This is a genomic window from Actinomadura bangladeshensis (genome assembly GCF_004348335.1).
In the GTDB taxonomy this organism is placed as follows: domain Bacteria; phylum Actinomycetota; class Actinomycetes; order Streptosporangiales; family Streptosporangiaceae; genus Spirillospora; species Spirillospora bangladeshensis.
Genome location: NZ_SMJW01000182.1, coordinates 1 through 16,653 on the forward strand (window position 1 = coordinate 1; position 16,653 = coordinate 16,653).

Consider the following 16,653-nt stretch of genomic DNA (forward strand, 5'->3'; position numbering starts at 1 on the left):
GTGGTGGGGGGTGTGGTGTGGGAGTTGTGAGATTCTCTTCGGGTTGATCTCGATTCGGGTCGATTTGGGTCTGGACATATTCCGTGTTAATGCCTAGCTTGAATGAGACGCCGGTCGCCGGGCCGATGCGCCGAGAGTGGTATGCGCTCGGTGGGGTGGCGGCGGGGTAAGGGTTGTCTAACCTAGGCTGACCTGGGGCGATGACGGCTGGACAGGCTTATAGGTCAATTTCCGGCGTATCGCTCGTTGCAATTCGGCGACATCTTCTTCAAGGGCCGGGCGGCCTTAACATTCGACTTGCGCGTGCGTAGACTCCCGGCACCCGCGTTGCCGTGCGAGGTGTTCGAAATCATGACTCGCGGGGTACGCGGTAAAGATCGTCTTCTTTGTGACGATCGCGTCGCAATGCCCCTGTCGAGGAGGACGGATGTCCGGGTTTTCCCTGTCAAGCCCGGCCAGCGCAGAAGTGGATCTCGGCGGCGGCGACCTCTCCCTGGTCGTCGTCGTCGCTGTGATCGCACTGTTGGCACTGGCCGTCGCCGCGGGTCTCGTCCGCGATGTCCTGGCCGCGGGCCAGGGCACCGCCAAGATGCAGGAGATCGCGCGAGCCGTGCAGGTGGGCGCGAGCGCCTACCTGAAACGCCAGTTCCGAACGGTCGCGGTCTTCGTCGTACTGATCCCGCTCGTCCTGCTGCTGCTTCCCGCCGACTCGGCGGGCGAGCGGATCGGACGGTCGGTCTTCTTCGTCATCGGCGCGCTGTTCTCCGCCGTCACCGGGTTCACCGGCATGTGGCTCGCGGTCCGCGGCAACGTCCGGGTGGCCGCCGCGGCCCGCGAGGAGGGCGGCGAGAAGACGGCGATGCGGATCGCGTTCCGCACCGGCGGCGTCGCCGGCATGTTCACCGTCGGGCTCGGCCTGTTCGGCGCCGCGATCGTCGTCCTCGCCTACCAGGGCGACGCGCCGAAGGTGCTGGAGGGCTTCGGGTTCGGCGCCGCGCTGCTCGCCATGTTCATGCGTGTCGGCGGCGGCATCTTCACCAAGGCCGCGGACGTCGGCGCCGACCTCGTGGGCAAGGTCGAGCAGGGCATCCCGGAGGACGACCCGCGCAACGCGGCGACGATCGCCGACAACGTGGGCGACAACGTCGGCGACTGCGCCGGCATGGCCGCGGACCTGTTCGAGTCGTACGCGGTCACGCTGGTCGCGGCGCTCATCCTCGGCACGGCGGCGTTCGGCACCGAGGGCCTGGTGTTCCCGCTGATCGTCCCGATGATCGGCGTGATCACCGCGGTGATCGGCATCTTCGCGGTCGCGCCCCGCTCCGGCGACCGCTCCGGCATGACGGCGATCAACCGCGGGTTCTTCATCTCGGCGGGCATCTCGGCGATCCTCGTCGCGATCGCCGCGTTCACGTACCTGCCGTCGTCGTTCGCCGACCTGAAGGGCGTCACCGACGAGACGATCCGCGGCCTGGACGCCGACCCGCGCTGGGTCGCGCTCGGCTCGGTGATCATCGGCATCGTGCTGGCGAGCATCATCCAGCTGCTCACCGGCTACTTCACCGAGACGAACCGCAAGCCGGTCAAGGAGGTCACCGACAGCGCCCGGACGGGCCCGGCGACCGTCATCCTGTCCGGCATCTCGCTCGGCCTGGAGTCGGCCGTCTACACCGCGCTCGTGATCGGCGGCGCCGTGTACGGGGCGTTCCTGCTCGGCTTCGGCAACACCACCGTCGCGCTGTTCGCGGTGGCGATGGCCGGTACCGGGCTGCTGACCACGGTCGGCGTCATCGTCTCGATGGACACCTTCGGGCCGGTGTCGGACAACGCCCAGGGCATCGCCGAGATGTCCGGGGACGTCCAGGGCGAGTCCGCGGCCGTCCTGGAGCGGCTGGACGCGGTCGGCAACACCACCAAGGCGATCACCAAGGGCATCGCGATCGCGACGGCGGTGCTCGCCGCGACCGCGCTGTTCGGTTCGTTCCGGACGACGGTGATCGCCGCGCTCGGCGACGCGTCGCAGAGCGCCAAGGACGCGATCGGCGCCGACTTCCTCGACTTCAACCTGTCGATCGCCAGCCCGAACGTGCTGATCGGGCTGATCATCGGTGCGGCCGTCGTGTTCCTGTTCTCCGGCCTGGCGATCATGGCGGTGGGCCGGGCGGCCGGACGGGTCGTGGTGGAGGTGCGCGAGCAGTTCCGCACCAAGCCCGGGATCATGGACTACACCGAGAAGCCCGACTACGACCGCGTCGTGGACATCTGCACCCGGGACGCGCAGCGCGAGCTCGCCACCCCCGGACTGCTGGCGATCATGGCGCCGATCGCGGTCGGCTTCGCACTCGGGTACGCGCCCCTCGGCGCCTACCTGGGCGGTGCGATCGCCGCGGGCGTGCTGATGGCGGTGTTCCTCGCCAACTCCGGCGGCGCCTGGGACAACGCCAAGAAGCTCGTCGAGGAGGGCCACCTCGGCGGCAAGGGCAGCGACGCGCACGAGGCGACGATCATCGGCGACACGGTCGGCGACCCGTTCAAGGACACCGCCGGCCCGTCGATCAACCCGCTGATCAAGGTGATGAACCTCGTCGCGCTGCTGATCGCGGACGCGGTCGTGACGTACGCGGGCAACACGCTGCTGCGCGTCGTCGTGACCGTGCTGTCCGTCGGCGTCATCGTCGCCGCGATCGTGATCTCCAAGCGGCGCGCCGACCCGATCGCCGAGCCGGCCTCCGACCCGGCGTCCGGCGGCAAGCCCGAGCCGGCGGCGGTGCAGGACGACGGCGACGCCAAGGCCGTCGAGGCCCCGGAGGAGGCGGCCGTCGGCGCCGACTCAAACGCCGCCGCGACCACCGAGGAGGAGTCCGCCAAGAACACCTGACGGATCACGCGCAGAGGGCCGGCGGCGCTGGAGCCGCCGGCCCTTTCGCATGTCCCCCGGCTCCTCGGCATGCCCGCCGGACCCTCTCGAGTTGCCTCGCGGACGCGCCCACGCGCGTTGACCTGCGGCGTGTTGTTGTTATGAGGCGCCTTATAACAACAACACGCCGCAGGTCAACGGAGTGGTGACCAGGTCGGCGTTGGCGGGCGGGGTATCGCGGTGCTTTCGGCCGGCTGGGGTCATGTCGTGACCACGGGGCACCGGCCGTACCCTGGAGACGCGGGCCGGACGTTCCAGGCCCGGACGGAGATCGGGAGGCGCTGTGGCGAGCAGCGGCGGAGGCAAGCCGGCGATGTCGGGCCCGAAGGGTTTCGCCCTCGTGATCTGCGGCATGCTCGGCATCATGCTCGTGCTGTGGGGCATCGCAGCCCTCGTCGCCCCCTGACCCTCCCGCACCCTCCGAGCGCTCCCCGAGGTGAACCGGCTGTGCGCTGCGACCCGGGGGGTGGCGCGGCCTAGGGTGGCGGCATGCCCATGCTCATCGTGCTCCGGCACGCCAAGGCCGTTGCCGGGTTCGGTACGGCGGACATCGACCGCGTCCTCAATGACCGCGGGCGCCGCGACGCCGCGGCGGCCGGGGAATGGCTGCGCGCGAACGGCCTCGTCCCCGACCACGTGCTGTGCTCGCCGGCGGCCCGCACGCGCGAGACGCTCGGCCTGCTCGCGCTGGACGCCGCCGTGACCTACGAGCCGGCGATCTACGCCAACGACCCGGACGGGCTCCTCACCCTCGTCACCGAGGCTCCGGACGGCGCCGGGACGCTGCTGCTCGTGGGGCACAACCCGTCCGTGCACCAGCTCGTCCACGACCTGACCGGGCAGGCCCCGGAGGCGTTCCCCACCTGCGCGCTCGCCGTGATCGACCTGCCGGGCGAGTGGGCCGGCGTCCGCCCCGGACTCGGCACGCTCCGCACGGTCCGCACCCCGAAGGACTGACCCGGGACCCGCTCAGGACCGAGGGGCGGCGGCGGTGAGGGACGAGTCGACGACCGTCCCGGCGTCGCGGCGCAGCGACCTGATCGTGTAGCGGGTGCCGGACACCTGCAGCAGCGCCTGCCGCAGCGGGGTCACCTCGTCCCGCCCGACGCCCGCCTTGATCTCGGCGCGGCGCCGCCGGGTGATCGTGGACAGGTGCGAGTCGAGGTCGGCGAGCTCCTCGTCCAGCTCGCCGACGGGGATGGCGTCCTTCGGGTCGAGGTCCTCCGGGTCCTCCTCCAGCAGTGCGCCGGCCTCCTCGAACCGGTCGGCGAGCCGGTCGAGGATCTCGGGGACGGGCCCGGTGTCGACGGCCTCCGCGCGGGACAGCCGCGCGACCGCGATGAGGTGGTCGCGGGTGCGGTGCGCGGCGTCCACGGCGGTCCCGAGTTCGGCGATCAGGCCGGTGTCGGGCAGCCGCTCGTGGCCGAGCCGGTCGCGGGTCTCGGCGACGGCCTCCGCCGCCCGCTCGGCCGCGACGATCGTGTCGTGCGGCAGCCGGGTCCGCTCGCCCGCGAGGACGTCCGCGGTCGCCCGGACGAGGTCGGCGTGCGTGCCGAGCAGCCGCCCGAGCTGGTGCGGCAGCCGCTCCACGTGCCCGGCGGGCCACAGCAGCCGGACGGCGAGGTAGGCCAGCACCGTCCCGGCGACGGTGAGCGCGATCCGCTCCCCGGCGGTGGTCCAGCCGGCGGGGGTGGAGAAGTCGAGCAGCATCATCGCGAGCGGCGTCCCGAACAGCGCCCAGTAGACGAAGTTCACCGACCGCATCGCGAACCCGGCGAGCGCGAACACGAAGGCGATCACGGCGACGGTGAGCTGACCGGGCGCGAGCGTGAGGATGACGGCGGCGACGGCGGACCCGGCCGCGGTGCCGCCGACGCGCTGGACCAGCCGGTCGACGGTCTCGCCGTAGGTGGCGCGCAGGCTCAGCATCGCGGTGATCGTCAGCCAGTGCCCGTGCGAGAGGCCGATGGCGACGGTCCCCGCCATCGACACGACCGCCGTCACGTACACCCGCGCCACCTGCCGGAACGCCGGGGACCGGGTGCGGACGGCGCGCCGCAGCCGCTCCCACACCGGCATCGGGTCGAGGGAGCCGGGCATCCGCGGCGGCCCGAACCCCATCCGGACGCCGCCCGCGACGATGCGGCGGTTGGCGGCGACCTCGCCGGCGATGCGGTCGATGGAGCGGCGCACCTGGCCGATCAGCGCGACCGCGATGAGGTCCTCGTCGCCGGCGAGCCCGGCGCGGCGGATGTGCTCGGCGGCCCGTCCCATCCGCCGGACGGCCGCGGACTCCTCCCGGCCGAGCGGCGCGTCGCCCGCCGTCGCGATCGCCCCGGCGAGCAGCCGCAGCCGCGCGGCGAGCGCCGAGATGGCGGTCTGCGTCTCCAGCCGCCACTCGCGGTCCGGCGGGTAGTTCTTCGCCGCCTCCAGGACGGCCTGAAGCGTCACCGTCTCGTGCAGGACGCGGCCGAGCCCGTCGATGAGCCGTTCGGGCCGGGTCGGGTCGCTCTTGCCGCGTCCCGTCCGGTACAGGCGGTAGGTGGCGCGTGCCGCCGTCAGCGCCTCGGACGCGGCGCGCCGCTTCTTCTCCCAGTCGGGCGCCCGGGTGACGGCGAGGAGGTCGGGGTCGGTGAGTTCGACGGCCTCCAGCGGCTCGGGGTCGTGCGCGCCGACGTCCTCGGCGACGGCGTCGAGCGCCTCGGCGACCGCGTCCGCGCACTCGCCGAGCGACGCCCGCAGCGGGAGCAGCCGCCGCGCGGGCCACGGCGCGAGCAGCAGCCCGGTGGTGAGCAGCCCGCCGATCAACTCCAGCAGCCCGATGGCCAGCACGTCCGCCGACGGCGGCCGGACGGCGCTCAGCAGCACCGCCAGCCCGGCCGTGGACCCGATCCGGGGCACCGCGACACCGAGCGCGATCAGCGGCGGCACCACGATCACGGTCGGCCACAGGTGCCCGCTGAGCAGCCCGCCGAGCGCGGACCCGACCGCGACGAACAGGACCCCGATCGCGAGGCTGCGCGCCTGCGCCCCGTACGGGCCCTCGGGGGCGCGCAGCGCCACCAGGTACGCGCCGAGCGCGATCACCGACCCCTGGGCGGCGTGCCCGGTCAGCGACCCGACGAGGAGCGGCACGGCGACCGCGACGGCCGCGGTCGCCCCGTACATCGGCGACGCCTGCCCCTGCACCTGGGCAAACGCGTCCCGCATGCGCCGCAGCACGTCCCGCCGTTCCTCCGCCGTCACCTCGCCCGCCCACGAAGATCGTTCCCCCGCCTCCCACCCGTACCCAGCGGATCACCGTCTCAGCCCCACCGGTCCGAACCCCGCGACCCGGCGACGCAGGAGCCGGGTGCGGAGCGCAGGGTCTGCCCGGTGCCGAGGGGATCAGGCCGGCGGCTTCGCGGATGCGCGGTGGTCCCAGGCGTCCAGGACCTCGGCGATGGCGGCGCGCTGCTCGCCGTCGTCGGAGATCAGCGATCTGTACGGGGCGAACGGGACGATGGTCCGGTCCGCGGCGACCTGCCGGCGCAGGGTCGGGACCAGCGGTTCGAGCGCGTCGCCGAGCGCGTCGGCGGCCTCGATCAGCCAGCGGCCCGCGCCGTCCCGCAGCATGCGGCGGGCGACGGCCTCGAGCAGCGGGCCGGGGTCACCGGAGATCCGCCGGACGGCCAGCGCGCCCTCGTACTGCTCGGTCGCATCGGAGTCGAGGTCCCGCAGCACCGGCAGCAGATGTGCCGCCGGCTCGCCGAGCCGCCCGGCGAGCCGGGCGGCCTCGCCCATGAAGTGGCGGCCGTTCGCGAGCACCCGCTCGGCGGCGGCCAGCGCGGTGGCGGTGTCACCGGTGAGGTCCAGGAGGAGTTCGGCGGCGGCGAGGCGCTCCCGGTCGGAGTCCTCCGCCTCGGTCAGGGCCAGCTCGCGCAGGACGGGCAGGAGTCCGTCGACGGGGAGTCCGTGCGTCCGTGCCAGCCGCACCGCGAGGACGGCCTCGCCCCCGTCCACGGCGGCCTGGACGAGCCGGGCCACGTCCTCGGTGCCGCCCGTGATGGCCGCGAGGGCCTCGGCGCACGCCGTCCTGAACTCCCAGGTGCCGTCGTCGGCGGCGGCCTCGCGCAGGGCGGGCACCGCGGCCGAGGCATCCGGCCCGATGACCGCGAGGGCGGCCGCCGCGGGGCCCCTCCGATGCCGGACGAGCCGGATCAGTTCGGGCGTCGCCGCGGCGGCGGACGGCCCCCAGACCGCCAGCAGCGGGGGGACGGCCACGTCCGGCTCATGCCGCATCGCGGTCTCCATGGCCGCCGAGGCCAGGTGCGGGCGCAGGACGTCCAGCAGGGCGGGGTCGCAGGGCTCGTTGCGCTCGGTGAGGAGGTCGACGGCGCCGCCGTCGAACCAGCCGGCGGCGAAGGCACCGAGAAGCGAGGGCCGCCAGGCGGGATGGTCCGCCATGACGAGCAGCCGCAGGCCGGCGGACAGGAGCCGCCCCTCCGGAGTCTCCAGTCCGCGCCTCCAGTGCCACCGGTCGGCGAGGGCGGTCTCCGGCGGTGCCTGGACGTACCCCGCCAGCGCGCTGACGGCCGCCGGGACCGGCTGCCGCACCTCCACCAGGATCTCGGCGGCGGCCGCCCGCACCTCGGTGTCGTCATGGGCGACGGCTTCGGTGAGGACGTCCGCGAATGCGGTCCGGGCCGACAGCGAGAGGAAGCAGCGCCATCGCACCGCGCTCACGACTCGGAGCGCGTGGGACTCCTCGTGCAGGAACCCTCGGACCAGCTCGATGGCGTGGTCCTGGGGCGCGCCGACGATGATGTCGCTGAGCGAATCGTCCGCCCACAGGCAGTCCCTGAGTGGGTCGTACCTCGCCCAGCATTCCCGGACGGCCGCCGCGGCGGCCGGGCCGAAGGACTCGCCGTACACGGCCAGCGACCAGGCGGCGGCGGCCCGTGTGAGGACGGGACGGCCTGCTTCGAGCTCCTCCTCCAGCCAGGCCGCCGCCTCCTTCGAGTACAGCCGTCCCGCGACGAGCAGCAGTTCGGACGCGGCCTCGCTGTCGCCCTCGGCGTCCCGCAGCTTCCGCAGCCGCGCGAGGGGCACGCTCTCGGCCGGCAGGTGCCCCACGACGTAGGACGCCGTCCGCCGCACCCGGGGATCGGGGTCGAAGTGCAGCTTCATGAGCCGCTCCGCCCCCGCCGCGAGCGCGCTCCGCACGTCGTCGAGGACGGCCTGGGACGCGGCCGAGCCTTCGGCGATGAGCGCGAGCTGACGCAGCAGCTCGGGCCGCCGCCGGGTCCGCCGCGAGCAGGCCAGCCGGATCAGGACGGGCACCGCCGCAACCGTGGCGGTGTACAGCGTGCCTTGGTGGGTGATCCGGGCCTCTAGCTCGCCCAAGGCGTGCTGAGCGGCATCATCATCACGCCCGACGGCGGCACGCACCAGCCCCGGCACGTCCGCCGCCGACCCGTACGCATGCTCGAGCCCCGCCCAGTCGACCTCACCAACCCCACCCGAACCACGAAAGATCACAACCCGCGACCCTAGCGACCCCCGACGACCCAGGCGTGAGGATCGCCTGCGCCGTGACCGGGGTTCCAGGGGTCGCCCCCCCGAGCTACAGCAGATCGGCGGCGTCGGCGGCTTCTACTTCTTCTCTGGAGATGCCCAGGAGGAAGACGATCGTGTCCAGGTAGGGGACGTTCACGGCGGTGTCGGCGGCCTGGCGGACGACCGGTTTGGCGTTGTAGGCGATGCCGAGGCCGGCGGCCTGGAGCATGTCGAGGTCGTTGGCGCCGTCGCCGATGGCGACGGTCTGGCTGATGGGGATGCCGGCCTCGCGGGCGAAGCGTTCGAGGGCGGCGGCCTTGCCGGCGCGGTCGATGACGCGGCCGGTCACGCGGCCGGTGAGCTTGCCGTCGACGATCTCCAGCGTGTTGGCGGCCGAGTAGTCGATGCCGAGGTCGTCGACGAGGGCGTCGGTGACCTGGGTGAATCCGCCGGAGACGATCGCGAACTTGTAGTCGAGGCGCTTGAGGGTGCGGACCATCGTGCGGGCGCCGGCGGCGAGGCGGAGCTTGTCGCGGACGTCGTCGATGGCGGCCGCGTCCAGCCCGGCGAGCAGGGCGACGCGTTCGCGCAGCGAGCCCTCGAAGTCGAGTTCGCCGCGCATCGCGGCCTCGGTGACCTTGGCGACCTCGTCGAGGCAGCCGGCGTGCTCGGCGAGCAGCTCGATGACCTCGCCCTGGATGAGGGTGGAGTCGACGTCCATGACGATGAGCCGCTTGGCGCGGCGGCTGAGGCCGCTCTGCTGGACGGCGACGTCGACCTGCTGCTCGGCGGCCTCGGCGGTGAGCGCGGCGCGGAGCGCGTCGGGGTCGGCGCCGGAGACGTCCATCTCGATGCAGGTGACGGGGTTCGACGCGAGCCGCTCCATGCGGTCGATGTTGGCGCCGTGCGCGGAGATGCGGCCGGCGATCCCGGCCATGGCGGCGGGCTTGAGGGGCGCGCCGAGGACGGTGACGTGCAGGCGCCCGGTGCGCTTCGGCATCCGCCGGTTGCGTCCCGTGGAGAGCTCGATCTCCATGTCCAGGTCGTTGGCGACGTGCTCGGCGGCGTTCCAGACGCGTCCGATGTCGGCGCCCTCGGTGTAGTCCAGCAGGACGCCGAGGACGAGCCGGCCGCGGATCACGACCTGCTCCACGTCGGCGACCGTGAGCGGGAACTCCGAGAGTGTCCGGAAGAGACGCGATGTCACGCCGGGGCGGTCGCGTCCGGTGAGTGTGATGAGCAGCGTGCGCTGTGCTGACCCGTCCATAGCTGTTTTCCACGTTACCGGCCGTGACGTGCGGGTCGCGCGGCAGGTCCGGCATGCGAGACGGTCACAAGATCAAATTGAGGTCTCCGAACTCGTGCCAGAGGTAGCGCTCGGCCAGTGCGGCGTCGTAGGTGGCGGTGAGCAGATCGGTGCCCGCGATGGCCGTGAGCATCATCAGGTGGGACGACTTGGGCTCGTGCAGGCCGGTGAGGAGGCCGTCCACGGCCCGTACGCCCTTCTCCGGCGTCACGATGTGCTCCGTCCAGCCCGAGGACGCGGTGACCCGTCCTGAGGCGTTTACGGCGGTCTCCAGGGCGCGGACGGCCGTCGTGCCCACGGCGATCACCCGGTGGCCTTCGGAGCGGACGTGTTCGACCAGCGCCGCCGTCGGCGGCGGGACGCGGTAGCGCTCCGCGTAGGGCGGCTCATGGGCCTCCGGGGACGCGACGCCGGTGTGCAGCGTGATCGGCGCGATCAGGACGCCCCGCGACACCAGGCTCGTCACGAGTCCGGGCGTGAACGGGCGGGCGGCGCTCGGCATCTCCGCGCTCCCCGTGGACGAGTCGTACGCGAAGGCGGTCTGGTACGCGGCGGCGGGCCAGTCCCGGCGGACGTACCCGTACCTGATCGGCACGCCGTGGCTCAGCAGGAAGGGGATGACGTCGGTGCTGAGCCGGGCCTCCCAGAGCCGCTCGGTGCGCCGTCCGACGAGGGTGAGGGTGGCGCCGCCGGGCAGCGGGATCCACTCGCCGGGGGAGCCGCCCCGGTACGGGCGGCTGGCCTTGCCGGCGAGGCGGCGCAGCTCGACGAGCCACAGCCGGTCGTCGCCGCCGGGCACCGGGGTGGAGAAGTGGACGCTGATCCGGTCGAGCCGGACGGCGGCCGGCAGCGTCGCCGAGGTGTTGACGACGAGGAGGTCGCCCGGGTCGAGCAGCGTCGGCAGATCGCCGAACGCGTGGTGGGAGACCGTGCCGGTGGCGCGCCGGGACACCAGGAGGCGGACGCCGTCCCGGCTGCGGCCGCGCGCCTCGGGCGGCTCGTGGGCCTCCAGCGAGGCGGGCAGGGTGAATTCGACGGTCACTTGGAGACCTCCAGCCGGAGAGCGGCGATCACCCCGAGGAGGGCGATCACGGCGAACAGCGCACCGGAGACGGCGAGGCCGGTGCCGATGCGGGCGGCCCCGAAGCCGGTGACGAGCGCGCCCGCGACGCCGACCACGAGGGACGAGCCGAGCGTGTCGCTGATCTGCAGCGCGGACGAGTTGACGCCCTGCTCGTCGTCCGGGGACAGGTCGAGGAGCAGGACGGACAGGCTGCCGATCGAGAAGCCCATCCCGGCGCCGCCGATGATCCACGCCGGCGCGGCGAGCCAGCCGCCGGGCAGCTGGAGGCCGACCGCAGCGAGGGCGATCCCGGCGGTGACGAGCACGGCGCCGAGCAGCGCGTAGAACTCGCGGGGCCGCGTGGACCGGCCCTGGATCTGCGACGCCGCCGACCAGCCGAGCGCGCCGACCGTGAGGACGATGCCCGCCTTGGTGGCGCTGAAGTCGTGCAGCCGCGTCAGCGCCAGCGGGATGAACACCTCGGTGCCGAAGAACGCGCCCGCGAGCAGGCCCCGGACGAGGATGACGCTGGGCAGCCCGCGCCGCAGCCGGAGCGTCCCGGCGGGCACGAGCCGCGGCAGCCCGAAGGCCAGGCCGGCGAGCCCGAGCAGGGCGGCGGGCAGCATCGTCCAGCCGCTGCCGTCGAGCCCGTAGAGCAGGACGGCGGCGCCCGCCGCGACGGCGACCGCGGCGATGTACCGCGACCGGCCGGAACCGCCCGGCCCGCCGTCCACCTGCTTGATGCCGCGCAGCGCCGGCACCAGCATCATCGTCGGCGGGACGACCAGCGGGATCAGCCCGAGGAACACCCACCGCCAGCCGATGTGCTCGGCCACCGCTCCGCCGACGGCGGGCCCGATCAGCGACGGCAGCACCCACGCCGCCGACAGCGCCGCGAACACCCGCGACCGCAGCTCCTCGGGGTACACGCGGGCGATCACGACGTACATCGAGACGAGCGAGACGCCCGTGCCGAGGCCCTGCACGGCGCGTCCCGCGACGAACGCCCACATGGTCGGCGCCGCGCCCGCGACCACCAGCCCGGCGACGAACGTGCCGAGCCCGATCATGAACGGCCGGGCGGGGCCCGACCGGTCGACCCAGCCGCCCGCCAGCACCGTGGACAGCAGGCTCATGATCAGCGTGGCGCTGAAGCCCCACGCGTAGAGCGCGAGCCCGTCCAGGTCGCTCGCGACGACCGGCATGACGGTGCCGACGGCCATGCTCTCGAACGCCAGCAACGTGACAACGAGCACGATCCCGAATGTCGTACCCCGAAAACCCGCAGTAAGGACTCCACGCCCCGAATCAGACACCCGCTCATGATCGAGGATCGCCGTCATGGCGCCTCCACCAGGTCGGACACCCGGTAGCGCCCGCTCGCCGGCCGGGTCTCGACGAGCCGGCGGAGGACGGCCGCGGCCTCCGCCGGCGGCGGCGCGGCGTCGGCGTCCTCCCCGGCCGCGCGCAGCATCGCGGTGTTCATCTCGCCCGGGTCCGCCCACCAGACGGCCACGTCGGGCTCCTCGGCCGCCAGGACGTTCGACAGCTGCTCCAGCGCCGCCTTGGACGTCCCGTAGCCGCCCCACGTCTCGTAGTTCTCCACGGCCGCGTCCGAGGTGATGTTGAGGATCGCGCCGCGCCGCTCCCGCAGGCTCGGCAGGACGGCCTGGATCAGCGCGAGCGGCGCCAGCACGTTGGTCGCGAACACGGCCGCGAGGCCCGCGGGCGCCAGCGCGTCCAGCCGGGGCATCGGCGTCGGCCCGAGGGTGCTCGCGTTGTTGACGAGCAGGTCGAGCCCGCCGGACACGGCCCGGACGAGCTCGGCCCGGTGCGCGGGGTCGGTGACGTCCCCCGCGATCCCCCGCGCGCCGGTCTCGGCCGCGGCCGCCGACAGCGCGCCCGGATCGCGGGCGTCGATGACGAGGTTCCAGCCGCCCGCCGCGAGTTCCCCCGCGAGCGCTCGCCCGAGCCCCCGGGAACCGCCTGTGATCAGTGCCGTCTTCATGGTTCCGACGCTAGGAACCGGGGCGGTCCGGGGGCATCGGCCGACCGTTCCGCGGCCGCTGGGCAGATGGTCCTAGGTCCCCGGTCCCGCACGGACCCGCGGGGATAGTCGTCCAGGCTGATTCGGGAAGACCCGCCCAGAGAGTACGGTCTTCACAAGTGGGTGAACGAGAGGCCGGGATGGAGACCGACGACGGGTGCCGCGATCAGGGCGCGACCCTGCACGCCGTCAGTTCCGCCGTGCTCGCGGTGACCCGGCACCTGTCCGTCCACGAGGTGCTCCAGGTGATCGTCCGGGCGGCGGCGCAGCTGCTGGACGCCCGGTACGCGGCCCTCGGCGTCCCGGGCGACGAGGGCTCGTTCGCCGAGTTCGTCGTGGCGGGCGTCTCGGACGAGGAGTGGGAGCGGATCGGCCCGCTGCCCCGCCAGCACGGCATGCTCGCCGCGATGCTCAAGGGCGACGTGCCGAAGCGGCTCGGCGACATCCGCAAGGAGCCGGAGTTCGAGGGCTGGCCGGTCGCGCATCCCGTCCTGAAGGACTTCCTCGGCGTGCCGATCCGCGACGGCGAGGACGTGCTCGGCATCATCTTCCTCGCCAACAAGCAGACCCCGGGCGGCTTCACCCAGGACGACGAGGACCTCCTCACCCTGTTCGCCGCGCACGCCGCGATCGCGATGGCGAACGCCCGCCTCTACGAGCACAACCGCGAGCTGACGGTCGTCGCGGAGCGCAACCGGATGGCCCGCGAGCTGCACGACGCCGTCGCGCAGAAGCTGTTCTCGCTGCGGCTGACCGCGCGCACCGCCGCCGCGCTGGCCGAGCGCGACGCCGCGCGGACCGTCCGGGAGCTGGCCCAGGTCGAGCGGCTCGCCGCCGAGGCCCTCGCCGAGCTGCGCGCCGTGATCTTCGAGCTGCGCCCCGCCGACCTCGCGGACGGCCTGGTCGCGTCGCTGCGCAAGCACGTCGAGGTCCTCGACCGCGCGCACGAGGCGACCGTGCGCCTCGCCGCGGACGACGCCGTCGTCCTGCCGGAGGAGCACGAGGCCGTCGCGTTCCGCATCACCCAGGAGGCGCTCTACAACGCGCTGCGACACGCCCAAGCCGGCACCGTGGAGGTCCGCCTCGCCGCGGACGACGCGACGGCCGTGCTGGAGGTCGCCGACGACGGGTCCGGTTTCGACGCGTCCGACACCGAGACCCAAGGCGGGCTCGGGCTCGCCTCCATGCGCGACAGGGCCTACTCCATCGGAGGCGAACTCACGATCGACGCAGCTCCGGGCAGGGGCACGACCGTCCGGCTGGAGGTGCCGCTGTGAGCGACGGCGCGATCCGGGTCCTCATCGCCGACGACCATCCGGTCGTCCGGCAGGGGCTCCGCACGTTCCTCGGCATCCAGGACGACATCGAGGTCGTCGGCGAGGCCGAGGACGGCACGTCGGCCGTGACACTGGCCGAAGCCCTCGAGCCCGATATCGTTCTCATGGACCTCAAGATGCCGGGCGCCGACGGTCTGGCCGCGCTGACGGAGCTGCGGGCTCGTGGGGTGAAGGCACGGGTCCTGGTCCTCACCAGCGTCACGGAGCGGGGCCACGTGCTGCCGGCCGTGCAGGCGGGTGCGGCCGGGTATCTGTACAAGGACGTCGACCCGCAGGCGCTCGTCCAGGCGATCAGGGCGGTCAACGACGGGCACGTCCTGTTCGCGCCGGACGCGGCCGAGGCGATGCTGCGGGACGGGTCGGCGGCGCGGGACGACGATCGCGGCCTGGCCGCGCTGACCGAACGGGAACGGGAGGTGCTCGTGCACATCGCGCGGGGCAGGTCCAACCGGGAGATCGCGCGCGCCCTCGTGGTGTCCGAGAAGACGGTCAAGACGCACGTCAGTAATCTGCTCATGAAACTGGGAGTCCAGGATCGGACGCAGGCGGCGCTCTACGCGGTCCGGCACGGTGTCGGAACGTCCGGCGCGGCCGGGGAAAACGGGGAATCCGCCGCCCGGTACTGATACAACTCCTCTGACAGGATCGTCATCGAAATTGGTATGAACGTAGCAATCAGGTACGCAGCAGGCAGCGACATCGGGTGCAACCGGGAGAACAACGAGGACTCCGGTTATGCCGGTGCGCAGTTGATCGCGGTCGCGGACGGCATGGGCGGCTATGCGGGCGGCGAGGTCGCGAGCTCGACCGTCATCGACTCGCTGCGCTCGCTGGACACCGCTGCCCCCAAGGACGATCTTGTCGAGGTGCTGGGCCGCGCCGTGGCCGAGGCCAACGAGAAGCTCCGCATCGTCCGCGAGGAACGTCCCGACCTCAGCCGGATGGGCACCACGCTCACCGCGATGCTCTGGTCCGGGGAGTCCGTGGCATTGGCGCACGTCGGCGACTCGCGCGGCTACCTGCTGCGCGACGGCGAGCTGTTCCAGATGACCCAGGACCACACGATGGACGAGTTGCTGAAGGCGGAGGCGGAGCAGGCCGGCCAGCAGGCCGACCCCGCCGAGACGTCGCGGCTGTCGCACGTCCTCTACCGGGTGCTGGACGGCCGCGAGGACCGCGAGCCCGACCTTCGCCTGCGCGAGGCCCGGCTAGGCGACCGGTATCTGCTGTGCTCGGACGGCCTGAGCGGCCCGGTCGACGCGCAGCAGATCTACGAGGTGCTGTCGGCGGAGGCCGATCCGCAGCGCGCCGTGGACCGGTTGATCGAACTGGCCCGCGCGGGCGGCGGCCCCGACAACATCACCGCGGTCGTCGCGGACGTCGTCGAGGCCGAGCACCTCCAGGGCGGCGAGGGCCCCACGGTCGTCGGAGCCGCGGCGCAGGGCTGAGCCTCGTCCGGCCGGTGCCTCGTCCGCCGCGAGGCCATAACCGGCCACGTCACAATCATGCGGGGCGTGGTGGGCGCCAGGGGCCCCTGTGGGCCGCGCCCGGACGATTCATGAAACTCTTAGGCGGAAAGAGTGCCCCTGTAGCTGGCGATTTGTCTTACTCTTGCCCCTGGAGTGATGTCACTGCGCGCTCGGTAACGGTCCCATCGCGGATCGTCGGCCGCGCTTGACCCGGCTCCGGGTGCACCCGGTATACGGGGCACTCACTCGTTTGTCATCGAGGCGGAGGATTCGTTGGGGGGAGCGCCCGGGGCGGCGGCCACCGGTGCACCGGACGGTGTGCTGGGCGGGCTCGTCAGCCGGACCCTCACCGCAGCGCGGCACGGGCCCATGGGCACGGTGCTGCGCGTTGCGGCGATGGCCGTCGCGGCCATCGGCGCGTCATGGATCCACCGCGTCAACGACCCCGGCGTGCTCTGTCCCCTGCGGGCGCTCACCGGAATCCCGTGTCCCATGTGCGGAGGCACGACCGTGTTCATCGAGCTCGGCTCGGGCCGCCCGGGCCAGGCCGTCCTCGCGAACCCGGTCGCCCTGACCGGCGCGATCGCCGTCGCCGCCGCACCGCTGGGCCTCGGGCGCCGGTGGTGGGCACTCCAGCCGAAGACCCGTGCCTGGATGCTCGGCACCGCCCTCGTGGGGTCGGAACTGTGGCAGCTCGTCCGGTTGGGCATCCTCCGGGTTTGAGCCGAGGTCGATCCTCGGCCAGACTTGCGGAGCCCACCGGGTCCGGCGGGCGTCACATAACCAAAGGGTCAATCAATAAGGAGCAAGTGTGGGTAACCCCTACGACCCGTACGGTCAGCAGCCGGGCTACGGGCAGCAGCAGCCCGGGTACGGCCAGCAGCCCCCGGCCCAGCCGGGCTACGGTCAGCCCCCGGCCCAGCCCGGGTACGGCCAGCAGCCGGCGCAGCCGGCCTACGGCCAGCCCGCCCAGCCC

Annotated in this window: 13 protein-coding genes; 7 read left to right on the plus strand and 6 right to left on the minus strand. The window is 73.0% G+C overall.

The window, feature by feature from the left end; all coding sequences use genetic code 11:
- Positions 1 to 427 precede the first annotated feature (427 nt).
- The 3 genes from E1284_RS28445 (at position 428) to E1284_RS28450 (ending at position 3,874) form a co-directional block, all read left to right on the plus strand.
- Positions 428 to 2,878 carry a sodium-translocating pyrophosphatase gene (locus E1284_RS28445; protein WP_131943229.1) on the plus strand — a complete coding sequence of 817 codons (2,451 nt, stop codon included), beginning with the start codon at positions 428 to 430 and terminating at the stop codon, positions 2,876 to 2,878.
- Between the two features lie 322 nt (positions 2,879 to 3,200).
- On the plus strand, positions 3,201 to 3,323 hold the full coding sequence (locus tag E1284_RS43735; RefSeq protein ID WP_279433076.1) for a hypothetical protein: 123 nt from the start codon (positions 3,201 to 3,203) through the stop codon (positions 3,321 to 3,323).
- Positions 3,324 to 3,406: 83 nt separating this feature from the next.
- Positions 3,407 to 3,874 (plus strand): SixA phosphatase family protein, encoded by a 468-nt coding sequence (locus E1284_RS28450; RefSeq protein ID WP_131943230.1) that lies wholly within the window; start codon positions 3,407 to 3,409, stop codon positions 3,872 to 3,874.
- A gap of 12 nt (positions 3,875 to 3,886) precedes the next feature.
- Here E1284_RS28450 and E1284_RS28455 read toward each other — a convergent pair whose 3' ends face one another.
- From E1284_RS28455 to E1284_RS28480, 6 genes are all read right to left on the minus strand, one after another.
- Complete coding sequence (locus E1284_RS28455; protein WP_131943231.1) at positions 3,887 to 6,127, minus strand: FUSC family protein; 2,241 nt, start codon at positions 6,125 to 6,127, stop codon at positions 3,887 to 3,889.
- Between the two features lie 177 nt (positions 6,128 to 6,304).
- A complete protein-coding gene (locus tag E1284_RS28460) occupies positions 6,305 to 8,239 on the minus strand; it encodes a hypothetical protein (protein ID WP_131943232.1) in 1,935 nt (644 codons plus the stop codon).
- Between the two features lie 283 nt (positions 8,240 to 8,522).
- On the minus strand, positions 8,523 to 9,722 hold the full coding sequence (gene serB, locus E1284_RS28465) for a phosphoserine phosphatase SerB (RefSeq protein ID WP_131943233.1): 1,200 nt from the start codon (positions 9,720 to 9,722) through the stop codon (positions 8,523 to 8,525).
- A gap of 64 nt (positions 9,723 to 9,786) precedes the next feature.
- Positions 9,787 to 10,803, minus strand: coding sequence for an S-adenosylmethionine:tRNA ribosyltransferase-isomerase (locus E1284_RS28470; protein ID WP_131943234.1), 1,017 nt, complete (start codon positions 10,801 to 10,803; stop codon positions 9,787 to 9,789).
- Positions 10,800 to 12,080, minus strand: a complete 1,281-nt coding sequence (locus tag E1284_RS28475; protein ID WP_243714795.1) for an MFS transporter — start codon at positions 12,078 to 12,080, stop codon at positions 10,800 to 10,802. The genes E1284_RS28470 and E1284_RS28475 overlap by 4 nt, the downstream gene beginning before the upstream one ends.
- Positions 12,081 to 12,163: 83 nt before the next feature.
- Positions 12,164 to 12,832: an SDR family NAD(P)-dependent oxidoreductase gene (locus E1284_RS28480; RefSeq protein WP_131943236.1), complete on the minus strand. Its 669-nt coding sequence runs from the start codon at positions 12,830 to 12,832 to the stop codon at positions 12,164 to 12,166.
- A gap of 158 nt (positions 12,833 to 12,990) precedes the next feature.
- Between E1284_RS28480 and E1284_RS28485 the strand changes: the two genes are divergently transcribed.
- From E1284_RS28485 to E1284_RS28500, 4 genes are all read left to right on the plus strand, one after another.
- Entirely contained in the window at positions 12,991 to 14,148 is a 1,158-nt protein-coding gene (locus E1284_RS28485; protein ID WP_243714796.1) for a GAF domain-containing sensor histidine kinase, read from the plus strand.
- Positions 14,145 to 14,834, plus strand: a complete 690-nt coding sequence (locus E1284_RS28490; RefSeq protein ID WP_131943237.1) for a response regulator — start codon at positions 14,145 to 14,147, stop codon at positions 14,832 to 14,834. The genes E1284_RS28485 and E1284_RS28490 overlap by 4 nt, the downstream gene beginning before the upstream one ends.
- Positions 14,835 to 14,870: 36 nt before the next feature.
- Positions 14,871 to 15,656, plus strand: a complete 786-nt coding sequence (locus E1284_RS28495; protein ID WP_131943238.1) for a PP2C family protein-serine/threonine phosphatase — start codon at positions 14,871 to 14,873, stop codon at positions 15,654 to 15,656.
- Positions 15,657 to 15,950: 294 nt separating this feature from the next.
- Entirely contained in the window at positions 15,951 to 16,400 is a 450-nt protein-coding gene (locus E1284_RS28500; RefSeq protein ID WP_243714797.1) for a DUF2752 domain-containing protein, read from the plus strand.
- The last annotated feature ends 253 nt before the right edge of the window (positions 16,401 to 16,653 follow it).